Origin of the sequence: Comamonas sp. UBA7840 (assembly GCF_002501455.1) — a bacterium.
GTDB lineage: Bacteria > Pseudomonadota > Gammaproteobacteria > Burkholderiales > Burkholderiaceae_C > Comamonas > Comamonas jiangduensis.
In genome coordinates, this window is sequence record NZ_DLTI01000023.1 from 86362 (window position 1) to 102520 (window position 16159).

General features: G+C 60.7%; 11 protein-coding genes. 4 read left to right on the plus strand and 7 right to left on the minus strand.

The annotated features are described in order from the left end of the window. Positions 1-148 precede the first annotated feature (148 nt). Both B3R00_RS08450 and B3R00_RS08455 read right to left on the minus strand, forming a co-directional pair. Positions 149-3709 carry an indolepyruvate ferredoxin oxidoreductase family protein gene (locus B3R00_RS08450; RefSeq protein WP_286998631.1) on the minus strand — a complete coding sequence of 1187 codons (3561 nt, stop codon included), beginning with the start codon at positions 3707-3709 and terminating at the stop codon, positions 149-151. Then, positions 3709-3864 carry a hypothetical protein gene (locus B3R00_RS08455; protein WP_174863312.1) on the minus strand — a complete coding sequence of 52 codons (156 nt, stop codon included), beginning with the start codon at positions 3862-3864 and terminating at the stop codon, positions 3709-3711. Before B3R00_RS08455 ends, B3R00_RS08450 begins: the two co-directional genes overlap by 1 nt. Before the next feature lie 157 nt (positions 3865-4021). On the opposite strand from B3R00_RS08455, the gene B3R00_RS08460 reads away from it, so the two are divergent. Together B3R00_RS08460 and B3R00_RS08465 are read left to right on the plus strand one after the other, a co-directional pair. Then, positions 4022-4492 carry an Lrp/AsnC family transcriptional regulator gene (locus tag B3R00_RS08460; protein ID WP_219163263.1) on the plus strand — a complete coding sequence of 157 codons (471 nt, stop codon included), beginning with the start codon at positions 4022-4024 and terminating at the stop codon, positions 4490-4492. An 85-nt stretch (positions 4493-4577) separates the two neighbouring features. Continuing rightward, positions 4578-6242, plus strand: coding sequence for an MFS transporter (locus B3R00_RS08465; RefSeq protein ID WP_286998632.1), 1665 nt, complete (start codon positions 4578-4580; stop codon positions 6240-6242). 159 nt (positions 6243-6401) lie between these two features. Here the strand turns inward: B3R00_RS08465 and B3R00_RS08470 are convergent, their stop codons facing one another. After that, positions 6402-7610 carry a murein transglycosylase A gene (locus B3R00_RS08470; RefSeq protein WP_286998633.1) on the minus strand — a complete coding sequence of 403 codons (1209 nt, stop codon included), beginning with the start codon at positions 7608-7610 and terminating at the stop codon, positions 6402-6404. Between B3R00_RS08470 and B3R00_RS08475 the strand changes: the two genes are divergently transcribed. Together B3R00_RS08475 and B3R00_RS08480 are read left to right on the plus strand one after the other, a co-directional pair. Continuing rightward, positions 7570-7698: a hypothetical protein gene (locus B3R00_RS08475; protein WP_257469142.1), complete on the plus strand. Its 129-nt coding sequence runs from the start codon at positions 7570-7572 to the stop codon at positions 7696-7698. The genes B3R00_RS08470 and B3R00_RS08475 overlap by 41 nt on opposite strands. Before the next feature lie 124 nt (positions 7699-7822). Continuing rightward, complete coding sequence (locus B3R00_RS08480; RefSeq protein ID WP_284213651.1) at positions 7823-8482, plus strand: OmpA family protein; 660 nt, start codon at positions 7823-7825, stop codon at positions 8480-8482. 102 nt (positions 8483-8584) lie between these two features. On the opposite strand, the gene B3R00_RS08485 is transcribed toward B3R00_RS08480, so the two are convergent. The 4 genes from B3R00_RS08485 to B3R00_RS08500 all read right to left on the minus strand — a co-directional run bounded on the left by B3R00_RS08485 (position 8585) and on the right by B3R00_RS08500 (position 16071). After that, positions 8585-9223, minus strand: a complete 639-nt coding sequence (locus B3R00_RS08485) for a response regulator transcription factor (RefSeq protein ID WP_286998634.1) — start codon at positions 9221-9223, stop codon at positions 8585-8587. A gap of 19 nt (positions 9224-9242) precedes the next feature. Beyond that, complete coding sequence (locus B3R00_RS08490; RefSeq protein WP_286998635.1) at positions 9243-11204, minus strand: two-component system sensor histidine kinase NtrB; 1962 nt, start codon at positions 11202-11204, stop codon at positions 9243-9245. Positions 11205-11272: 68 nt separating this feature from the next. Then, a complete protein-coding gene (locus tag B3R00_RS08495) occupies positions 11273-12091 on the minus strand; it encodes a carbon-nitrogen hydrolase family protein (RefSeq protein WP_286998636.1) in 819 nt (272 codons plus the stop codon). Next, positions 12088-16071: a YhdP family protein gene (locus B3R00_RS08500; RefSeq protein ID WP_286998637.1), complete on the minus strand. Its 3984-nt coding sequence runs from the start codon at positions 16069-16071 to the stop codon at positions 12088-12090. The genes B3R00_RS08495 and B3R00_RS08500 overlap by 4 nt, the downstream gene beginning before the upstream one ends. Positions 16072-16159: the final 88 nt, after the last annotated feature.

A 16159-nucleotide genomic window follows, 5' to 3' on the forward strand; every position in this document is an offset into this window, starting at 1 on the left:
CAGCTAAACCTGAGTACCTGCCAGTGTTTGCCACACCATGTTTTTTAAAAGAAATACGCTGCTAGCGCTTATGCATCAAGCGCTAGCAGCTATCTTTATTGATTTTTGCAGGGTTCAAAAATCTCTACGCCCATCGCCTCGCATGGGGTTACGCCCGGTGCTGCGCGCCAGCAGGGGCGGTTTGCCACTGCTGCATCAGTCCCTGCCATTTGGCGCGGGCCGCTTGCAAATGCCGCTCTTTGACATGGCCGTAACCGCGAATGTCTTCGGGAATGCGGGCAATCTGCACCGCCAGATCCAGCTTGTCGGCAGTCAGCTGGGGCAGCAGGCCTTCGATGCAGGTGCGGTACTCGGCAATCAGAGCGCGCTCGGTCTGGCGCTCGGGGTTGCGCCCAAACACATCCAGCATGCTGCCACGCAGCCCTTTCAGGCCCGCCAGCAGCTTGAACAGACTGCGCACACGCGGTGCATAGGCTTTTTTCACCAGATGCCCTTGGGCGTCCTTGCGGGCTGTCAACGGTGGCGCCAGGTGGTGCACCAGCTTGTAGTCGCCCTCAAACATGTCGGCAATCTTTTGGGTGAATGCGGGGTCCAGGTGCAGGCGCGCCACTTCGTACTCGTCCTTGTACGCCATCAGTTTGAACAGATAACGCGCGACCGCCTCGGTCAGCTTGGTGGTGCGGCCCAACTGCCCCTCGGCAGCCTGCACTTTTTCCACAAAAGCCCGGTACTGCGCTGCATAAGCCGCATTTTGGTAGCCCGTCAGAAACGCTTCGCGCTGCGCGATCAATTCCGCCACCCCTGGCTTTTTCACAAATTGGATCACTTGCGCCGTGCGGTAGATGGCTTGCACTTGCGCCCAGTCGTGCGCGCAGCGGCGGCCCCATTCAAACGCGGCCTGGTTGTTGGCGACCTGCACGCCGTTGAGCTCCATGGCGCGCAGCAAGGTAGCGCGCGACAAAGGAATGCGTCCTTTTTGCCAGGCATAGCCCAGCATCAGAGGGTTGGTGTAAATGCTGTCGCCCAGCAGTTGCACGGCCACCTCATCGGCATCAAACACGCCCACATGCTCAGGGCCGCCCACCGCTTGTGCCAGCGCTGTGCTGCACTGCGCAGCAGGTGACTGCCAGTCGGGGTTGTGCACCAGCGCCGCCGTGGGGGTGCTGTGGCTGTTGAGGGCCACAAAAGTGCGCCCCGCCTGCATCACAGCCAAGGTGGCTTTGTTGGCCGCCACAATCGCATCGCAGCCCAGCACCAGATCGGCTTTGCCGATATCTACTTTGGTGGTGTGGATGGCGCTGGGCGTATTGGCAATTTGGATATGGCTCCATGTGGCGCCGCCTTTTTGCGCCAAACCGGCGGCATCTTGCGTGATCACGGCTTTGCCTTCCAGGTGCGCGGCCATGCCAAGCAAAGAACCAATGGTGATGACGCCGGTGCCGCCCACACCCGCCACCACGATGCCCCAGGCTTGGGATGCATCCGGTAGCACCGGTTCAGGCAGCGCTGGCAACTGCGAGACATCGCCCTTTTTCTCCCGCTTCGGTTTTTTCAGCTGCCCACCTTCGACGGTGACAAAGCTGGGGCAAAAGCCTTTGACGCAGGAAAAATCCTTGTTGCAGCTGCTCTGGTTGATGCGGCGTTTGCGGCCAAATTCGGTTTCCACCGGCTCCACCGAGAGGCAATTGGACTGCACCGAGCAATCGCCGCACCCCTCGCACACCAACTCATTGATGACCACGGTTTTGGCCGGTGTCTGCAGCGTGCCGCGCTTGCGGCGGCGGCGCTTTTCCGTCGCGCAGGTTTGGTCGTAAATGATGACGGTGCAGCCGCTGATCTCGCGGAATTCACGCTGAATGCCGTCCAGCTCATCGCGGTGGTGCACCGTCACCCCAGGGGACAGTGCCACACCTTGGTATTTCTCGGGCTCATCCGTGACGATGACCAGCTTTTTCACCCCTTCGGCCAGCAAACTCTGCATGATTTGCAGCACGCTGTGGCCCTCGGGGCGCTCACCCACACGCTGCCCGCCGGTCATGGCCACGGCATCGTTGTACAGCAGCTTGTAGGTGATGTTGACGCCCGCCGCAATGCTCTGGCGGATGGCCAGCAAGCCGCTGTGAAAGTAGGTGCCATCGCCCAAATTGGCAAACACGTGATGGTCTTTGGTGAACGGTGCCTGCCCCACCCAGGTCACGCCTTCCCCACCCATCTGCGTGAAGGTGCTGGTGGAGCGATCCATCCACACCGTCATGTAGTGGCAGCCAATCCCAGCCACCGCACGGCTGCCTTCGGGCACACGGGTGCTGGTGTTGTGCGGGCAACCGCTGCAAAACCAGGGGGTGCGTTCTGCGCCGGGCGCACCGGCTTGGGCTTGTTGTTGCTCACAGGCATCCAGCAAGGCCAGATGCTGGTTGATGCGCGCCTGCACATCCTCGGGCACACCCAGCTTGATCAGGCGCTTGGCAATGGCGCGGGCAATCAGTGCAGGCGTGAGATCGGCGTTGGCACGCAGCAGCCAGTCGCTGCCCGCATGGAAGGGGCGGCCCCACTCATCGCTGGTACTGTCCTCAAACTTGCCCACCACCGTGGGGCGCACATCGTCACGCCAGTTGTACAGCTCTTCCTTGACCTGGTATTCAATGATCTGGCGCTTTTCTTCCACCACCAAAATCTCTTGCAACCCGCGCGCAAATTCGCGCGTGATGGTGGCTTCAAGCGGCCACACCACATTCACCTTGTGTACGCGGATGCCAATACGCTGGCAGGTGGCGTCATCCAGCCCCAGATCCACCAAAGCCTGGCGCGTGTCGTTGTAAGCCTTGCCGCTGGCCATGATGCCAAAGCGGTCCTGCGGGCCTTGCACCACGTTGTAGTTCAGCTTGTTGGCACGCACATACGCCAGGGCGGCATACCACTTATGGTGCATCAAACGGGCTTCTTGCTCCAGCGGTGCATCGGGCCAGCGAATGTGCAGCCCACCGGGTGGCATGGCAAAGTCTTCGGGCAACACGATGCGGACGCGGTCGGGGTCCACCCAGACGCTGCTGGAGGATTCCACCACCTCCTGAATCGTTTTCACGCCGGACCACAGCCCGCTAAAGCGGCTCATGGCAAAGGCGTGCAGGCCCATGTCCAGAATTTCTTGCACGCTGGACGGAAAAAACACCGGCGTGCCGCACGCTTTGAAGATGTGGTCGCTTTGGTGGGCCGCCGTCGAGGATTTGCTGATGTGGTCATCACCCGCCAGCGCAATCACTCCGCCATGCTGGGCAGTGCCTGCCATATTGGCATGCTTGAACACGTCCGAGCAGCGGTCGACCCCCGGCCCCTTGCCATACCAGATGCCAAACACACCATCGAACTGCTTGGCCTCGGGGTACAAATCCAGCTGCTGCGTGCCCCACAGCGCCGTGGCAGCCAGCTCTTCATTCACACCGGGCTGAAACACGATGTGCTGCGCTTCCAGATATTTTTTGGCGGCCCACAGCGACTGGTCATAGCTGCCCAGGGGCGAGCCACGGTAGCCGCTGATAAAGCCTGCCGTGTTCAGCCCTTGCTGGGCATCACGCAGGCGCTGCAGCATGGGCAGGCGCACCAGCGCCTGCACGCCGCTCATGAAGGCGCGGCCGCGCTCCAGGGTGTATTTGTCATCCAGCGTGACGTTTTCCAGCGCTTTGCGCACGGCATCGTTTAGCGGAGCATTCATCACACACCTCCTTGCGCGAAGGGCTGGATGCCCCTCCCACCCTGTGCTGCTGCGCAGCCCAGCGTGTATTTGTGAACCAAGCCGCATTGCGGCTTGTCATCCAGCGTGACGTTTTCCAGCGCTTGGCGCACGGCATCGTTCAGTGGGGCGTTCATCGTTGTCTCCTTGTCTATGCACCATGCGTGTGGCTGGTGGCTTTGTATGTGGGCGATGACCTGAATCAAGTGTAGAAGTGGGCGTCAGATAGGTGATTGCTTTTTTTGCCCGTCCAGACCACGATTGAGCAAGATCCTTTCTCAAACAAGGGAAAACGTGAATACTTTGGACAAGTTTGACCTCGCCATCCTCGCCCTCTTGCAAGCCGATGGGCGCCTGACCAATGCCGAGCTGGCCCAGCGGGTGGGGTTGTCTGCGGCCCCGTGCTGGCGCCGCGTGCGTACGCTGGAAAAAGAGGGCTATATCCGCGGCTACCACGCAGAAATTGACCGCCAAAAAATTGGACTGGGGGTGCTGGCCTTTGTGCGCATTGATGCCGAAATCAGCACGGGTGCCCGCACCCGTGCCATGGAAGAGGCCATCCGCGCCATTCCGGAGGTAATTTCTTGCCACTACATCAGCGGCAAAGGCATGTTTGAGCTGCAGGTGGTGGCCAAAGACCTGGAAAGCTTTTCGCAGTTCACGCGCAGCGTGCTGCTGAATTTGCCCAATGTGAAAGACATGCACACCAGTTTTTCGCTGGGCGAGGTGAAGTCCAGCATGCCGCCCGTGCCCAAAGCGCCCTGAGCGCCGGCATAGACGCCCACGATGGCAGCATCGCCACCCGACGATGGCCTGCAAAAAAATGGTACAGCCCTGACAATCCGCGGTGATGTCCGATCCCCACGCCCCCATTTCCCCCTCGCCCTCCGGGCGCCTGCTTGAAGAGCCGGGTGTCACACCGGCAGCACAGCCCACCAAAACGGCCTCCACTTGGGCGCCCTTGCGCACCCCCACCTTCCGGCTGCTGTGGAGCGTGACGCTGGTGGCCAATATCTGTGTCTGGATGAACGATGTGGCCGCCGCGTGGATGATGACCTCGCTCACCACCTCTCCGGTGCTGGTGGCGCTGGTGCAAACTGCTTCCACGCTACCCGTGTTTTTGCTGGGCCTGCCCAGTGGGGCGTTGGCAGACATTCTGGATCGACGCCGCTATTTCATATTCACGCAGTTTTGGGTGGCGGTGGTGGCGCTGCTGCTGTGCGCCGCCTTGGCCTTGGATGTGATGAGCGCACCGCTGCTGCTGGCGCTGACATTTGCCAACGGCATTGGCATGGCCATGCGCTGGCCCGTGTTCTCGGCCTTGATGCCGGAGGTGGTCAGCAAGCCGTTGTTGCCTTCGGCCATGGCGCTGAGCGGCGTGGCCATGAACGCCTCCCGCATCGTGGGCCCGCTGGTAGCGGGCGCCATCATTGCCAGTGCGGGCACGCTGTGGGTGTTTGTGCTGAACGCGCTGTTGTCCGTGGTGGCCGGCCTGATCTTGCTGCGCTGGCAGCGCACGCCACCCACCACCAGCCCCCTGGGGCGCGAGCGCCTGCCCAGCGCCATGCGCGTGGGGCTGCAGTTCATCAAAGAGTCGCCGCGCATGCGTGCCGTGATTGCGCGCACGGTGGCTTTTTTCTTCATGTCCACCGCCATCCTGGCCTTGCTGCCGCTGACTGCCAAGCGCTTTGACGGCATTGGCTTCATCAGCGGAGCGGGTGTGTTCACGGTGCTGCTGGCTTCGATGGGCACGGGCGCCATCATTGGTGCGGCTTTCTTACCGCGCATTCGCCAAGCCTTGGCCGGCGAAGCTTTGGTGCTGACAGGCTCGTGCCTTCAAGCGTCAGCCACCGTGGGGGTGGCGCTTGCGCCCAATTTGCCCCTGGCTATTTTTTGCATGATGGTGGCGGGCTTGTCGCTGCTGTCCACGGCGAATGCGCTGGCTGTCAAAGCCCAGATGGCCTTGCCCAACTGGGTGCGCGCACGCGGTATGGCAGCCTACCAAATGTCTATCATGGGTGGCACCGCCTTGGGTGCGGCTCTGTGGGGCAAGGTTGCGTCGCTCACCTCGGTGCCCACCAGCCTGATGGCCGCTGCGGCCACTGGCGTGCTGTGCATGCTGACCGTGCAGCGCGTGTTCACCGACCGCCAGGTGCTGGAAGACCTCAGTCCCTCCCAAGCCTGGACACCGCCGCGCCACAGCCAGCCGGAAGAAGGGCGGGTGGTGGTGCACATTGAATTCATCATCAACCCCGCCAAGGCCAAGCGCTTTCGCACCCTGATGCAAGCCAGCCGCAGCAGCCGCCTGCGCCAAGGTGCTTTGCAGTGGCGGCTGCTGCACAGCATGGAGCGGCCCGAGCGCTACGTCGAAGAAATTGTGGATACCTCGTGGGTGGAGCACCTGCGCCGCTTTGACCGCGTGACCGCTGCCGACGTGGCGCTGCGCGAGCGCAAGCTGTCCTTCCACGTGCTGGATGCGCCGCCGCGCGTGACGCGTTATTTTGAGAGCGATTGAGCGCGGGTTGCCTTGCTGTCCTGCCGCAAAAAAGGCTGCCTCAGGCAGCCTTTTTTGTGAGGCAACTCACTAAAAAGAGAGCTGCTAGCGCTTATACAGCCATGTTTTCATAATAGAAAGCATCTGAAACTATGGATTAATAAGCGCCAGCCGCTCTTTTTATTGCGGCACCGGCAGCCCCTTGGGCCACAGTGCCCACAGGCGCAGCGGCTGCTTGATGCGGCCCGCCAAGTCGCCCGCCTCTTTGCCCCAGCCCATGAAATAGTCGGCACGCACGGCGCCCACAATTGCGCTGCCCGTGTCTTGCGCCACCACCAGGCGCTTGTACTCCACCTCCATGCCCTTGGAGTACATCCACACCGGCGTGCCATAGGGAATGCTGCCGCGGTCCACCGCAATCGAGCGGCCCGGCGTCAGCGGCACACCTTGCGCACCCTTGGGGCCGAACTGCACGTCAATCCCCTCCAGCGGCTCTTCCTTGAAGAACACATAGCGCGGGTTGCTCCACAGCATCTCCTGCACACGCTGTGGATTGCTGGCAATCCACGCGCTGATGCCGGGCCAGCTGGCGTCGGTAATCAGGTTGCGATCCAGCAGCCAGCGGCCCACGCTCTTGTAGGGCTGGTCGTTGGTGCCCGCATAGGCCAGGCGAATCAGGCGCACGCTGCCATCGGCCTCGGTAATGCGCAGGCGGCCCGAGCCCTGGATGTGCAGCACTAGGGCTTCAATCGGATCGCTCAGCCATGCAATCTCACGCCCAGCCAAGGCGGCCTGCGCCTCGGGCAAGGTATCAATCTGCTGGCGCGTGTACCACGGCTTTTTCACACCAAAACCCGCCGGCAGCTTGTACAGCGGAATGTTGAACGCTTCGGTGCGCACGCGCGAGCCCACCATTTCGGGCTCGTAGTACGAAGTGAGCATGCCTTGCGACTTGCCATCCAGCGACTCAATGCGATACGGCTGTAAATGCTGTTGCAGCCAGTAACTGCGTTCGGCCTCGCTGGCAATGCTCAGGCGGCGCACATCGTTGCACAGCGCCGCCAAAGCGGCAGGCGGGCGCTCGCAACTGCGCAGCCACGCATTCCAGGCTTCGTGCAAGGCATCGGCCTGAAAACCCGGCAACTCCGCCCAACGCACGGGCAACCAGCGGCTTTTGGGACGGTAGCTGGCAGGGCCCAAAGGGGCGGTGTCCACCACTTCCCCGGTGGGAAAGCGCGTTTCAGGGCCTTCGTGCGAGGCGGAGGGCGGGGTGCGAGGGCCAGTCGAACACGCGGCGAGGGTGCCTACAATCAGCGCCATCGACACACGGAGCAGGAGAGATGCGGTCATGGGGCTGATTTTGCTTGAAGCTTTGCTGGCTTTGCTCATTCTGGTGGGGATTGTTTGGTGGACCATGTTCCACGGCCGCTCCAAAGGGGAACTTGATGCTTGCGACGATGTCCAAGACAAGGACTAATTCATCAGCGGCCGCCGTCCTACGGCAGCCGTCATGCGCGACTGATACGGCCTGGGCCCCGGCTTTCCACAATGGAAGGCCTGACTCGCTACCGCTTAGCGCTCACATCGCAAAGGAAAAAACCATGCGCAAAAATCTCACTATTACTGCTGTTGTGGCTGCTGCACTGCTGATTACCGGCTGTGCTGCCACCGATGGCATGTCCTCCACCCAAAAGCAAACCGCGATTGGCACCGGCGTCGGCGCCTTAGCGGGCGCAGCCATCAGCGCTGCCACTGGGGGCAAAGCGGGCGTGGGTGCCGTCGCTGGCGCGGCCGTGGGCGGATTGGGCACCTATATCTGGTCGCAAAATCAGGAAAAGCGCAAACGTGAAATGGAAGCTGCCACCCAAGGCACGGGCATCAACGTGGTGCAAACCCAGGACAACCAGCTGAAGCTGGAAATTCCGAGCGACATCTCGTTCGACACCGGCCGCTACGACATCAAAGGCAACTTTGCACCAATCCTGGATCGCTTTGCCGAAGGCCTGCGCAGCAGCCCCAACGCCGAAGTACGCATTGTGGGCCACACGGACAGCACCGGCTCGGATGCCATCAACAACCCCTTGTCGCTCAACCGTGCCAACAGCACCCGTGACTACCTGATGCAGCGTGGCGTCAGTGGCAGCCGCATCTTCACGGAAGGCCGAGGCTCCTACCAGCCTATTGCCTCCAATAGCACTGCGGATGGCCGTGCCAAGAACCGCCGCGTCGAAATCTTTGTGGGTGAGCGCGCCCCCCAATAATGCAACAAAGATAGCTACCAGCGCTTGTCTGGCAAGTGCTAGAAGGCAAAAAGGCTCTGAATCACTTCAGAGCCTTTTTGCATGAAGCCATGTGCTGGTGGGCTACAGCTGACCATGGGTGCGCAACACATTGGCCAGCTCCACCGCAGATTTCACCTGCATCTTGTCAAACACCCGGGCGCGGTGCACTTCCACCGTGCGCACGCTGATGTCCAACTGGTCAGCGATCAATTTGTTGGGTACTCCCTCCACCACCAGCTTCATCACGCCGCGCTCGCGCTCGGTCAAATCGGCCAATCGGCTGAGCAAGGCATGGCGCAGCGCCGTCTCTGCCAGGTACTGGGTCGATTGCTGCAGGGCTTGCTCAATGCGATCGACCAGCACATTGTCTGAAAATGGTTTTTCGCAAAAATCAAATGCGCCTTGCTTGACCGTTTGGACCGCGGTGGGCACGTCGGCGTGGCCCGTCAAGAAAATGACGGGAATGGTCTCAATCACACCCTCACGCTGCTTCAGCAGCTCGAACAAGGACAGGCCCGTCATGCCCGTCATGCGCACATCCAGCAGCAGGCACTGGGGGTGGCGGGGCACGGGGCGTTGGTCGAGCATTTGCAAAAAAGCTTCTGCGCTGGCAAAGCTTTCGCTATAGAGACGACGCGAACGCAGCAGCCACGCCAAAGCGTCGCGCACATCCGCATCGTCGTCCACGATATACACCGTGGCATTGGTCACAGGTTCCATGATCTCAGCTTAACTTTTCTCAGGTTTCAGCCACCGGCAGGCTGAAGGTAAACACCGTGCCCCGAGGGACATTGGCTTGGTAGCGCAATTCTCCACCATGCTGCTCCAGCACCGTGCGGCACATGCTCAAGCCCAGCCCCATGCCCTCGTGCTTGGTGGTGAAGAAGGGCGTAAACAGTTGCTCGGCCACTTCCGGGGGAATGCCGCAGCCTTGGTCTTTAACAACAAACACAACGCGCTGGGACGATTCGCTCCACAGCGCTTTGATCGTGAGCTTGCGCTGCTGCGCCTCCATCCCTTCCATGGCCTGCATGGCATTGCGCGCCAGATTCAGCAGCACCTGCTCAATCATCGTGGTGTCGCACAGGACCGGCGGCAAACGGGGCTCCACCTCTACCTGTACCTGCACCCCCAACTTGCTGGCCTGCAATCGCACCAGGGGCATCACGGCTTCCAGCAAATCATGGGCACTGATGACTTCGTGCGTCTGGCTGCGCCGGCGCACAAAATCACGCACGCTTTTAATGACCTTGCCTGCGCGATCTGCTTGGAATGCAATGCGCTGCATGGCCGATTCCACATCTTGCAAACGCTGCACCAGCCTGGCGTGATCCAGCTGCGCCAAATCGCCGTCATTGCGCAGCATATTCAGCGAGCCGTTGGCGTAGCTGGACATTGCCATCAAGGGCTGCGTCAGCTCATGGCTGAGCAAGGAGGCCATTTCACCCACCGTGGCCAAACGCGCGGTGGCTTGCAGGCGCTCGTGGGAGGCGCGGGACAGCTCTTCCATGCGCCGCTGCTCGGTGATGTCGATAAAAGCGCTCATCCAGCCGGTTTGCTGGCCTTGCGCATTGATCAGTGGCGCTTCAAAAATCAACACCGGAAAGCGGGTGCCATCTTTGCGCATGAAGACCGATTCATGCCCTTCCCGCGCGGCAGGAATGGCGCCGGCCAGACGCCGCGCCTGACGGCGCACATATTCCTCGGCCAGCTCTGGCGGCCAATACGGTGCAAAGCTTTGCCCCAGCAGCTCTTCGGCACTAAAGCCCACCATGGCACAAAACGCCGGGTTGACGTAGCTGATACGGCCCTGCAGATCCCGTGCGCGCAGCCCCGTGATGAGCGAGTCTTCCATGGCCTTGCGAAACGCAAACGCATCACCCAAGTCACGCTCTGCACGCAAGCGCCGCCGGTTATCGCGCACCAGAATCACCACCACCGAGGCCAGCGCAATCGCCATGCCCGTGACGGTAGCGGTCATCACGTTCGGAAACACACTGGGCGCGCGGTGCCAGCTGTCCATGCGCAGCACCATGGTGTTGCCGGGCAAGTCCAAAAGCTGCTGCGAGGTAAACACGCGCGATCCGCGCCAGGCAGCGCCAACTAGCGCCAAACGTGTGCCATCAGGCTCTGTAAAGGAGACTTCCTGGCTTTGCGTGAGGTTCTTGCTCAGCTGCGTCAACAAAATGTTTTGCAACGAATACGTCCCCACCATAAAGCCCTTGAGCTGCCCGTCCTCCATCTGGGGCAGGCACACCTCCATCAACTCTGCGCCCATGGCTTCGCCCAGAATTTGGAAGTAACTGGAAGAGTAGGTGGAGCTGCTGGTGCGCTTGGCGTTGGCACAGGCCGTCACCACGTTGCTGAAGGATTCTTCCCGCGAGCCACTCTCCCACTCAATCGCGCGGTATGGCGTTTCTGCAAAACGCAGAATGTGCATGTCGGCATCCCGCCACTCCACGCGCAAGAGTTCGCGACGCACCTGCAGCATCTCTGCCACATGCACGCTCCACTGCTCCGGCGTGGTGTGCAATGCATTCACTGCCTGCAAGTCCTGCAAATTGCGATTCAAGCTGGCACGGATTTCCACCACGGCCTGCGCCGCATCGCGATCGAGCTTGTCCTGCACCTGCGAGGCTTCATAGCGCCCGGCCAGCCACACCATCATGATGAGCATGCCCGCCACCAGAACGACGAGCATCGTCCAGAGCGACCACCTGCGCCATGCGCTGTGCCAACGCTGCCAGGGCCAAGGCTGCTGAAGAGGATTTACAAACAACGATGTTCCAACGCAGGCAAGCGCTGGCGCACTTGCTGCAAAAGTGCTGCATCCAGCACGGCATAACTCACGCCCACGCCCGCAGCACACTGCTGCGCCAGCACCTGCCCCCAAGGGTCGACCACCATGCTGTGCCCCCAGGTTTGACGGCCATTCACGTGCTGTCCACCTTGGGCAGCAGCCAGCATCCAGCATTGGTTTTCCACCGCGCGAGCGCGCAGCAGCAACTCCCAGTGCGCTTGGCCGGTGGTATAGGTAAAAGCCGCAGGCGCCAACAAAATATGAGCCCCTTGCGCAACGTGCTGGCGGTACAACTCCGGAAAACGCAGGTCATAACAGATGCTCAAGCCCAACTTCCAGACGGCGCCGCTGCGGTCTACCAGCTGCGCCACCACGGGTTGATGCCCTGCTTCAATCACGGCGGATTCATCGTAGTGCTCGGTCTCTGTGGCAAACCGAAAGAGGTGAATTTTGTCGTAATACGTGACCCGCTCCCCCTGGGGGTTAAACAGCATGCAGGTGTTGCGCACGCGCGCTGGCTGCGCCCCGCGGATGGGTACAGTACCGCCTACCAGCCACACTGCATTGCGCTGCGCCCATGCCGCCATGGCCTGCTGCACGGGCCCATCGCCCAGCGCCTCCGCCCAGGCCAGCTTGTCTGTATCTTGCATGCCCATGCCGCAAAAATACTCGGGCAGCACCACCAGCTCGGCACCGTGTGCACTCGCTTGCTCGACCAATTGCTGCGCGCATTCCAGGTTCTGGGCCACGTCGGGCGTGGAAACCATTTGCACCACGGCTACTTTCATGGGACAACTCCTTGCTGAGGACTGGGTGGCGGCAACGCTTTCTTGCTAACGGGCTCGACCACCGGATCTGCCCATGTGCCGCGCACGTGGAAAGTGCGTGTCGCAGCCTCCATCAGCGGGCCGCGCAAGAACATTTGCGCCAAGAAACTGCCCAGACCCACCACAGGGTTGATCGCTGTTGCTGCCAGCGATGCGGTCATCGCGTTAATTTCTGGCACCACCACCACTTTCAGGTCTTGGGTTTCATCCACCAGGCTCGCTTTCCCCTCCATCAACACCGCCGCGTTGAGCCCCTTCATCTGCAAATTGTTGGTGCGTGCCAGCCCCTGCTCCACACTGATGTCGCCCCGGATGTAGTCGAACGCAAAGCCTTGGCTAAACACATCCCGAAAATCCAGCGTCATGCGCCGTGTGATGGACTGCAAACTCAGCACGCTCAACAGCTTGCCCATGCCTGGCTCCACCTTCAAAAACTGACCCTTTTCCACCTGCATGTGCACACCGCCATCCATGCTGGGCCAGTGTGGCGTGATCGGCGCGCCTCGCCATGCGATGTTGCCACTCAAGCGCCCCTGCCCATCGCGAATCACCCCGGGCATGCCAAACCGCTCCAGCAACTTGCCCGAGCTGCCCATCTCTAACAAAAAACTCAGGTGGGTGGTGCGCGGAGCACCACGGACAGCCGCCCCCCAGTAGCCATTGGCGCGCCACTTTGCCTCTGGCGTGGTCAAGTCAAACTGCTCAAGCATCCACTCCCGCCCTACCGGGCCGATGCTATTGCGCGCTTTCAATTGCAGCTTGCCCAACGACTTGTCTGCAATTTCAAGACGCTCCACCTCAATGTCCAAAGCGGGCAAAGATTCCACCTCACCCTGCCCAGCATCAGTAGGCTCTTGATTGAGACGCTGCACTTCCGTCTTCGGGATGGAAAGATGGGAAAGCCGCGCAAACAGCCTTCCAGATGTCTCCGGGCTCTCAGCGGCACGATATTCCAATGTGCCCGCAAAATGCTTGGCATTCAAACGCCCTCGCCACACGCCTTGGGCCTGGGAAAAGTCGGCCTTCACCGCTTCCAACTCCCTGCCCTGCAGCAGCAGGCGATCGACATTCAAGTTAATACGCTGCGGTAGCCAATCTTGTTGGGGTGCGGTATGCGGTGCACTGGCATTGCCACTGGCTGCATCGCTCCAGACCCTCTGCCAAGCATCCACATCCAGCACAGGCAGCTGCACGGTAGCAATCACGCCTTCTGCCCCAGCATCACTGCCGGGCAATGCATCGCCCACCACAATGCGCCCCCGCAAGACTTTGGCTGGCTGCACAGACATATCCTGCACATAACTCACCGAGCCACGCCCTGCCACTTCCACGCGCAACTCTTGGGTCTTGGCATCGAGCGTCTGCGTCACAGTCAGCGCCTGTGTGTCATCGGCAGCTTTGTGCAAAGGTGCCGGCAAATCCAGGGCCATGCCACGTAAGTCTGAGCGCACCAGCACTTTTTGCACGCCCTCATGGGCGGTCACCTCCACCGTATAGGCGGCCTGCCCCTGTGCTGCCCGCGCGATCGGCGCCATCCAGGGCAGATTGCCGTCATTTTGCAGACCAGCGGCTGTCGCCAAGCCTCGCGCCTGTAGCCGCACACCTTGCTGCAAGCTGGGCATGCCGCCTTCTATTTTGAAGGTCCCGCCCAAGGCTTGCCCTTGCACATTCAGCAATTCAAACCCTTGGTCATGAAACTGCACCACCCCTTGCAATTGCTGCAGCGGTGGCACATCTGCATTCAATTGCAAGACATTTTTCTGAAACCCCACACGACCGCGCACTTTGGTCTTTTCCAAATGATCAATCGGCAAATCCAAATCAAAGGCAATCTGTGCATTGCCTTGTGCTTTGGCGTTATCCAGCGCGTGGCCGGTAAATACGGCCAACGGTGACTGTTGAGCCAGCCCCAGCGCGGCATTCAAATCCGTAACTCCTGAGGCTTGCACCGTCAAATGGGGGTGTTGAAGGTCCGGAATTTGCGCTTCCACCGCGCCCATGCGTAACTTAGGGTGACCTGCAAAGCCCGTATCCGCTTGCTGCACTTGCATGCCCGCACCTTCAAACACCAAGGTACCGTGCAACTGCGTCAGCGCAGGCCATGCAGGGGTACCAGCTGCGCGCAATGCGGGAGGCACGAATTCGTAGATGACATCCTTTACCGGTGCTTTGATCCAGAAGCGCCCAGTATTCGGCTTGTCAAAAGGCATATCTTGCAAATTGCCTCGGACTTCAAACTCCACGTGACTGCCTTGGCCCTGCTTCACGCTATCGCGCACGTAATGGCGGGCGGTTTCTGGCACCTCCAAAGGCAAGTAGCGATGTACACGCGCCCCATTGGCGCGCTCCAGCACACCTTGCAGCTGCAAATAACCCGGCAAGCGATCGTGTGCCTGCTCTCCCATATGCCATGCCGCATGCAGCGAGCCTTGTGCGTCGGCATTGGCAAACTGCGCTTGCGGCACCTCCACTTTGACGCGGCCATTTTTCACTGTCCAGCGCAGCTGTGCCTGTAGCGTATCCAGCGGAATTTCCGGCTCTTCAAACACCCCGGGGAAGTTCAGCGCTCCGCCGTGCATGTCCAGCGAGGCTTTGCCGCCGTCCGCATTCAGGTCAAACGTGGCATTCAGCCCTTGCACCCCCGGCACCCCAACGCCCTGCAGCGCTGGCTGTGGCTGCAACATCAGCTTGGTGGCCCGGCCACGGGCTTGGTACAGGCCTGATGCCTGCCACTGCAGTTGCAGCTGCCGCACCTCGCCTTGGGGAGCCCAGTTGGTGATGGCTTCGAGCCAAGGCGCAGGAAGCGGCAAAGCTTGGGCCACCTTGCTGGCCATGCTCAAGTCCGCAAAATCCAGCTCTACCCGCGTACTGGTCGGGGCGGCATGCGGCCCTGTTGCGCTTACCGCCCAATTGCTACTGGGCCACACGCTACCGTCTGCATGGCGAAAGCTAAAATCCTCCCCCTCCAATCTCCAGCTGCGATTTTGCCAATGGCCTGTGAAGCGACCATAGATTTGCTGCAGCGTCAAATCTGTCGCTTGGCGAGCGCGCCACAGCACTTGTGCCTGCGCAAGCGCAAGGTCTGCGGTGAATCCCGTGACGCGCCCATGCTGCACATCCACCCAGCCACGGGCCTCCCCGTTGCCCTGGATGGCTTGCACCCCCCACATCTCAGGCCACGGCAGTTGGGGGACTTGCTGCAAGTGTGCAGATGCATACCATTGTCCGCTCCAGCGAGTCCAGGGTGCTTTGGCCGAGGGGAGTAATGGCTGACGGAATGCACCCACCAACTGCATCCGTTCCCTATCGCCTGCCGCCGGTATGGCATCCACACGCAGCACATGGCTCCAGCGTCGGTTGCGCAACACCACATCAACATCCAGCAACTGGATCGTTGGAACCGCACGCTGCTCGTCTGTGAAATGCACCTGGCCTTTGCGAATCACAAGTTCTGGCTGCTCCAGCAGCCAGTCCAGCCCGGCACTTTCCGTGGCGTCGCTTTGCACCACATCCAACCCTGCAACCTGCCACCGGCCATCACGAAGATGCCGGATATCCAATTGGGGGGCATCGATATACAGCTGCTCCAGCCCCAGGCGCAGCAAGGAGCGCGCAGAAACCGTCGCCACCACACGCTGTAGCTTGAGGGCCTCACGCCCTTGCGCATCCAGCACGCGCACACCATCGAGGTGTATGGTTGGAAACAGTCCTCGGGATTGCGCAGACAGGGCATCGATGCGCACTGGCGCTCCGAGCGTTTGCGTGGCCAAGCGCTCCACTTCAGCACGCCACTCCCCAATTCGCGGCACAATGAATCCATGGAGAGTCCCCCAGGCTGCCGCAAGCAATAACCAAAAAGCCAGCACCAAGCCCAATGACCAACGGGCAATGCAGGCAAAAATGCGTAACTGGCGCGATGGGTTGGGGCTCGGATCGATCATTCGTGGGTTCACAGATGGCTGGAATTATCGCCCGCTTGCTCTCACCAGAGCATGAGACCAGGGGTAACGGCCTCAAGGATCTGTGAAC

What these genes read in the sequence shown, in the direction of transcription:
- B3R00_RS08465 (WP_286998632.1), top strand. Translation starts at nt 4,578, where the DNA reads ATGTCCGATCCCCACGCCCCCATTTCCCCCTCGCCCTCCGGGCGCCTG.
- B3R00_RS08495 (WP_286998636.1), bottom strand. Translation starts at nt 12,091, where the DNA reads ATGAAAGTAGCCGTGGTGCAAATGGTTTCCACGCCCGACGTGGCCCAG.
- B3R00_RS08500 (WP_286998637.1), bottom strand. Translation starts at nt 16,071, where the DNA reads ATGATCGATCCGAGCCCCAACCCATCGCGCCAGTTACGCATTTTTGCC.
- B3R00_RS08450 (WP_286998631.1), bottom strand. Translation starts at nt 3,709, where the DNA reads ATGAATGCTCCGCTAAACGATGCCGTGCGCAAAGCGCTGGAAAACGTC.
- B3R00_RS08455 (WP_174863312.1), bottom strand. Translation starts at nt 3,864, where the DNA reads ATGAACGCCCCACTGAACGATGCCGTGCGCCAAGCGCTGGAAAACGTC.
- B3R00_RS08480 (WP_284213651.1), top strand. Translation starts at nt 7,823, where the DNA reads ATGCGCAAAAATCTCACTATTACTGCTGTTGTGGCTGCTGCACTGCTG.
- B3R00_RS08470 (WP_286998633.1), bottom strand. Translation starts at nt 7,610, where the DNA reads ATGAGCAAAGCCAGCAAAGCTTCAAGCAAAATCAGCCCCATGACCGCA.
- B3R00_RS08475 (WP_257469142.1), top strand. Translation starts at nt 7,570, where the DNA reads ATGGGGCTGATTTTGCTTGAAGCTTTGCTGGCTTTGCTCATTCTGGTG.
- B3R00_RS08485 (WP_286998634.1), bottom strand. Translation starts at nt 9,223, where the DNA reads ATGGAACCTGTGACCAATGCCACGGTGTATATCGTGGACGACGATGCG.
- B3R00_RS08490 (WP_286998635.1), bottom strand. Translation starts at nt 11,204, where the DNA reads ATGCTCGTCGTTCTGGTGGCGGGCATGCTCATCATGATGGTGTGGCTG.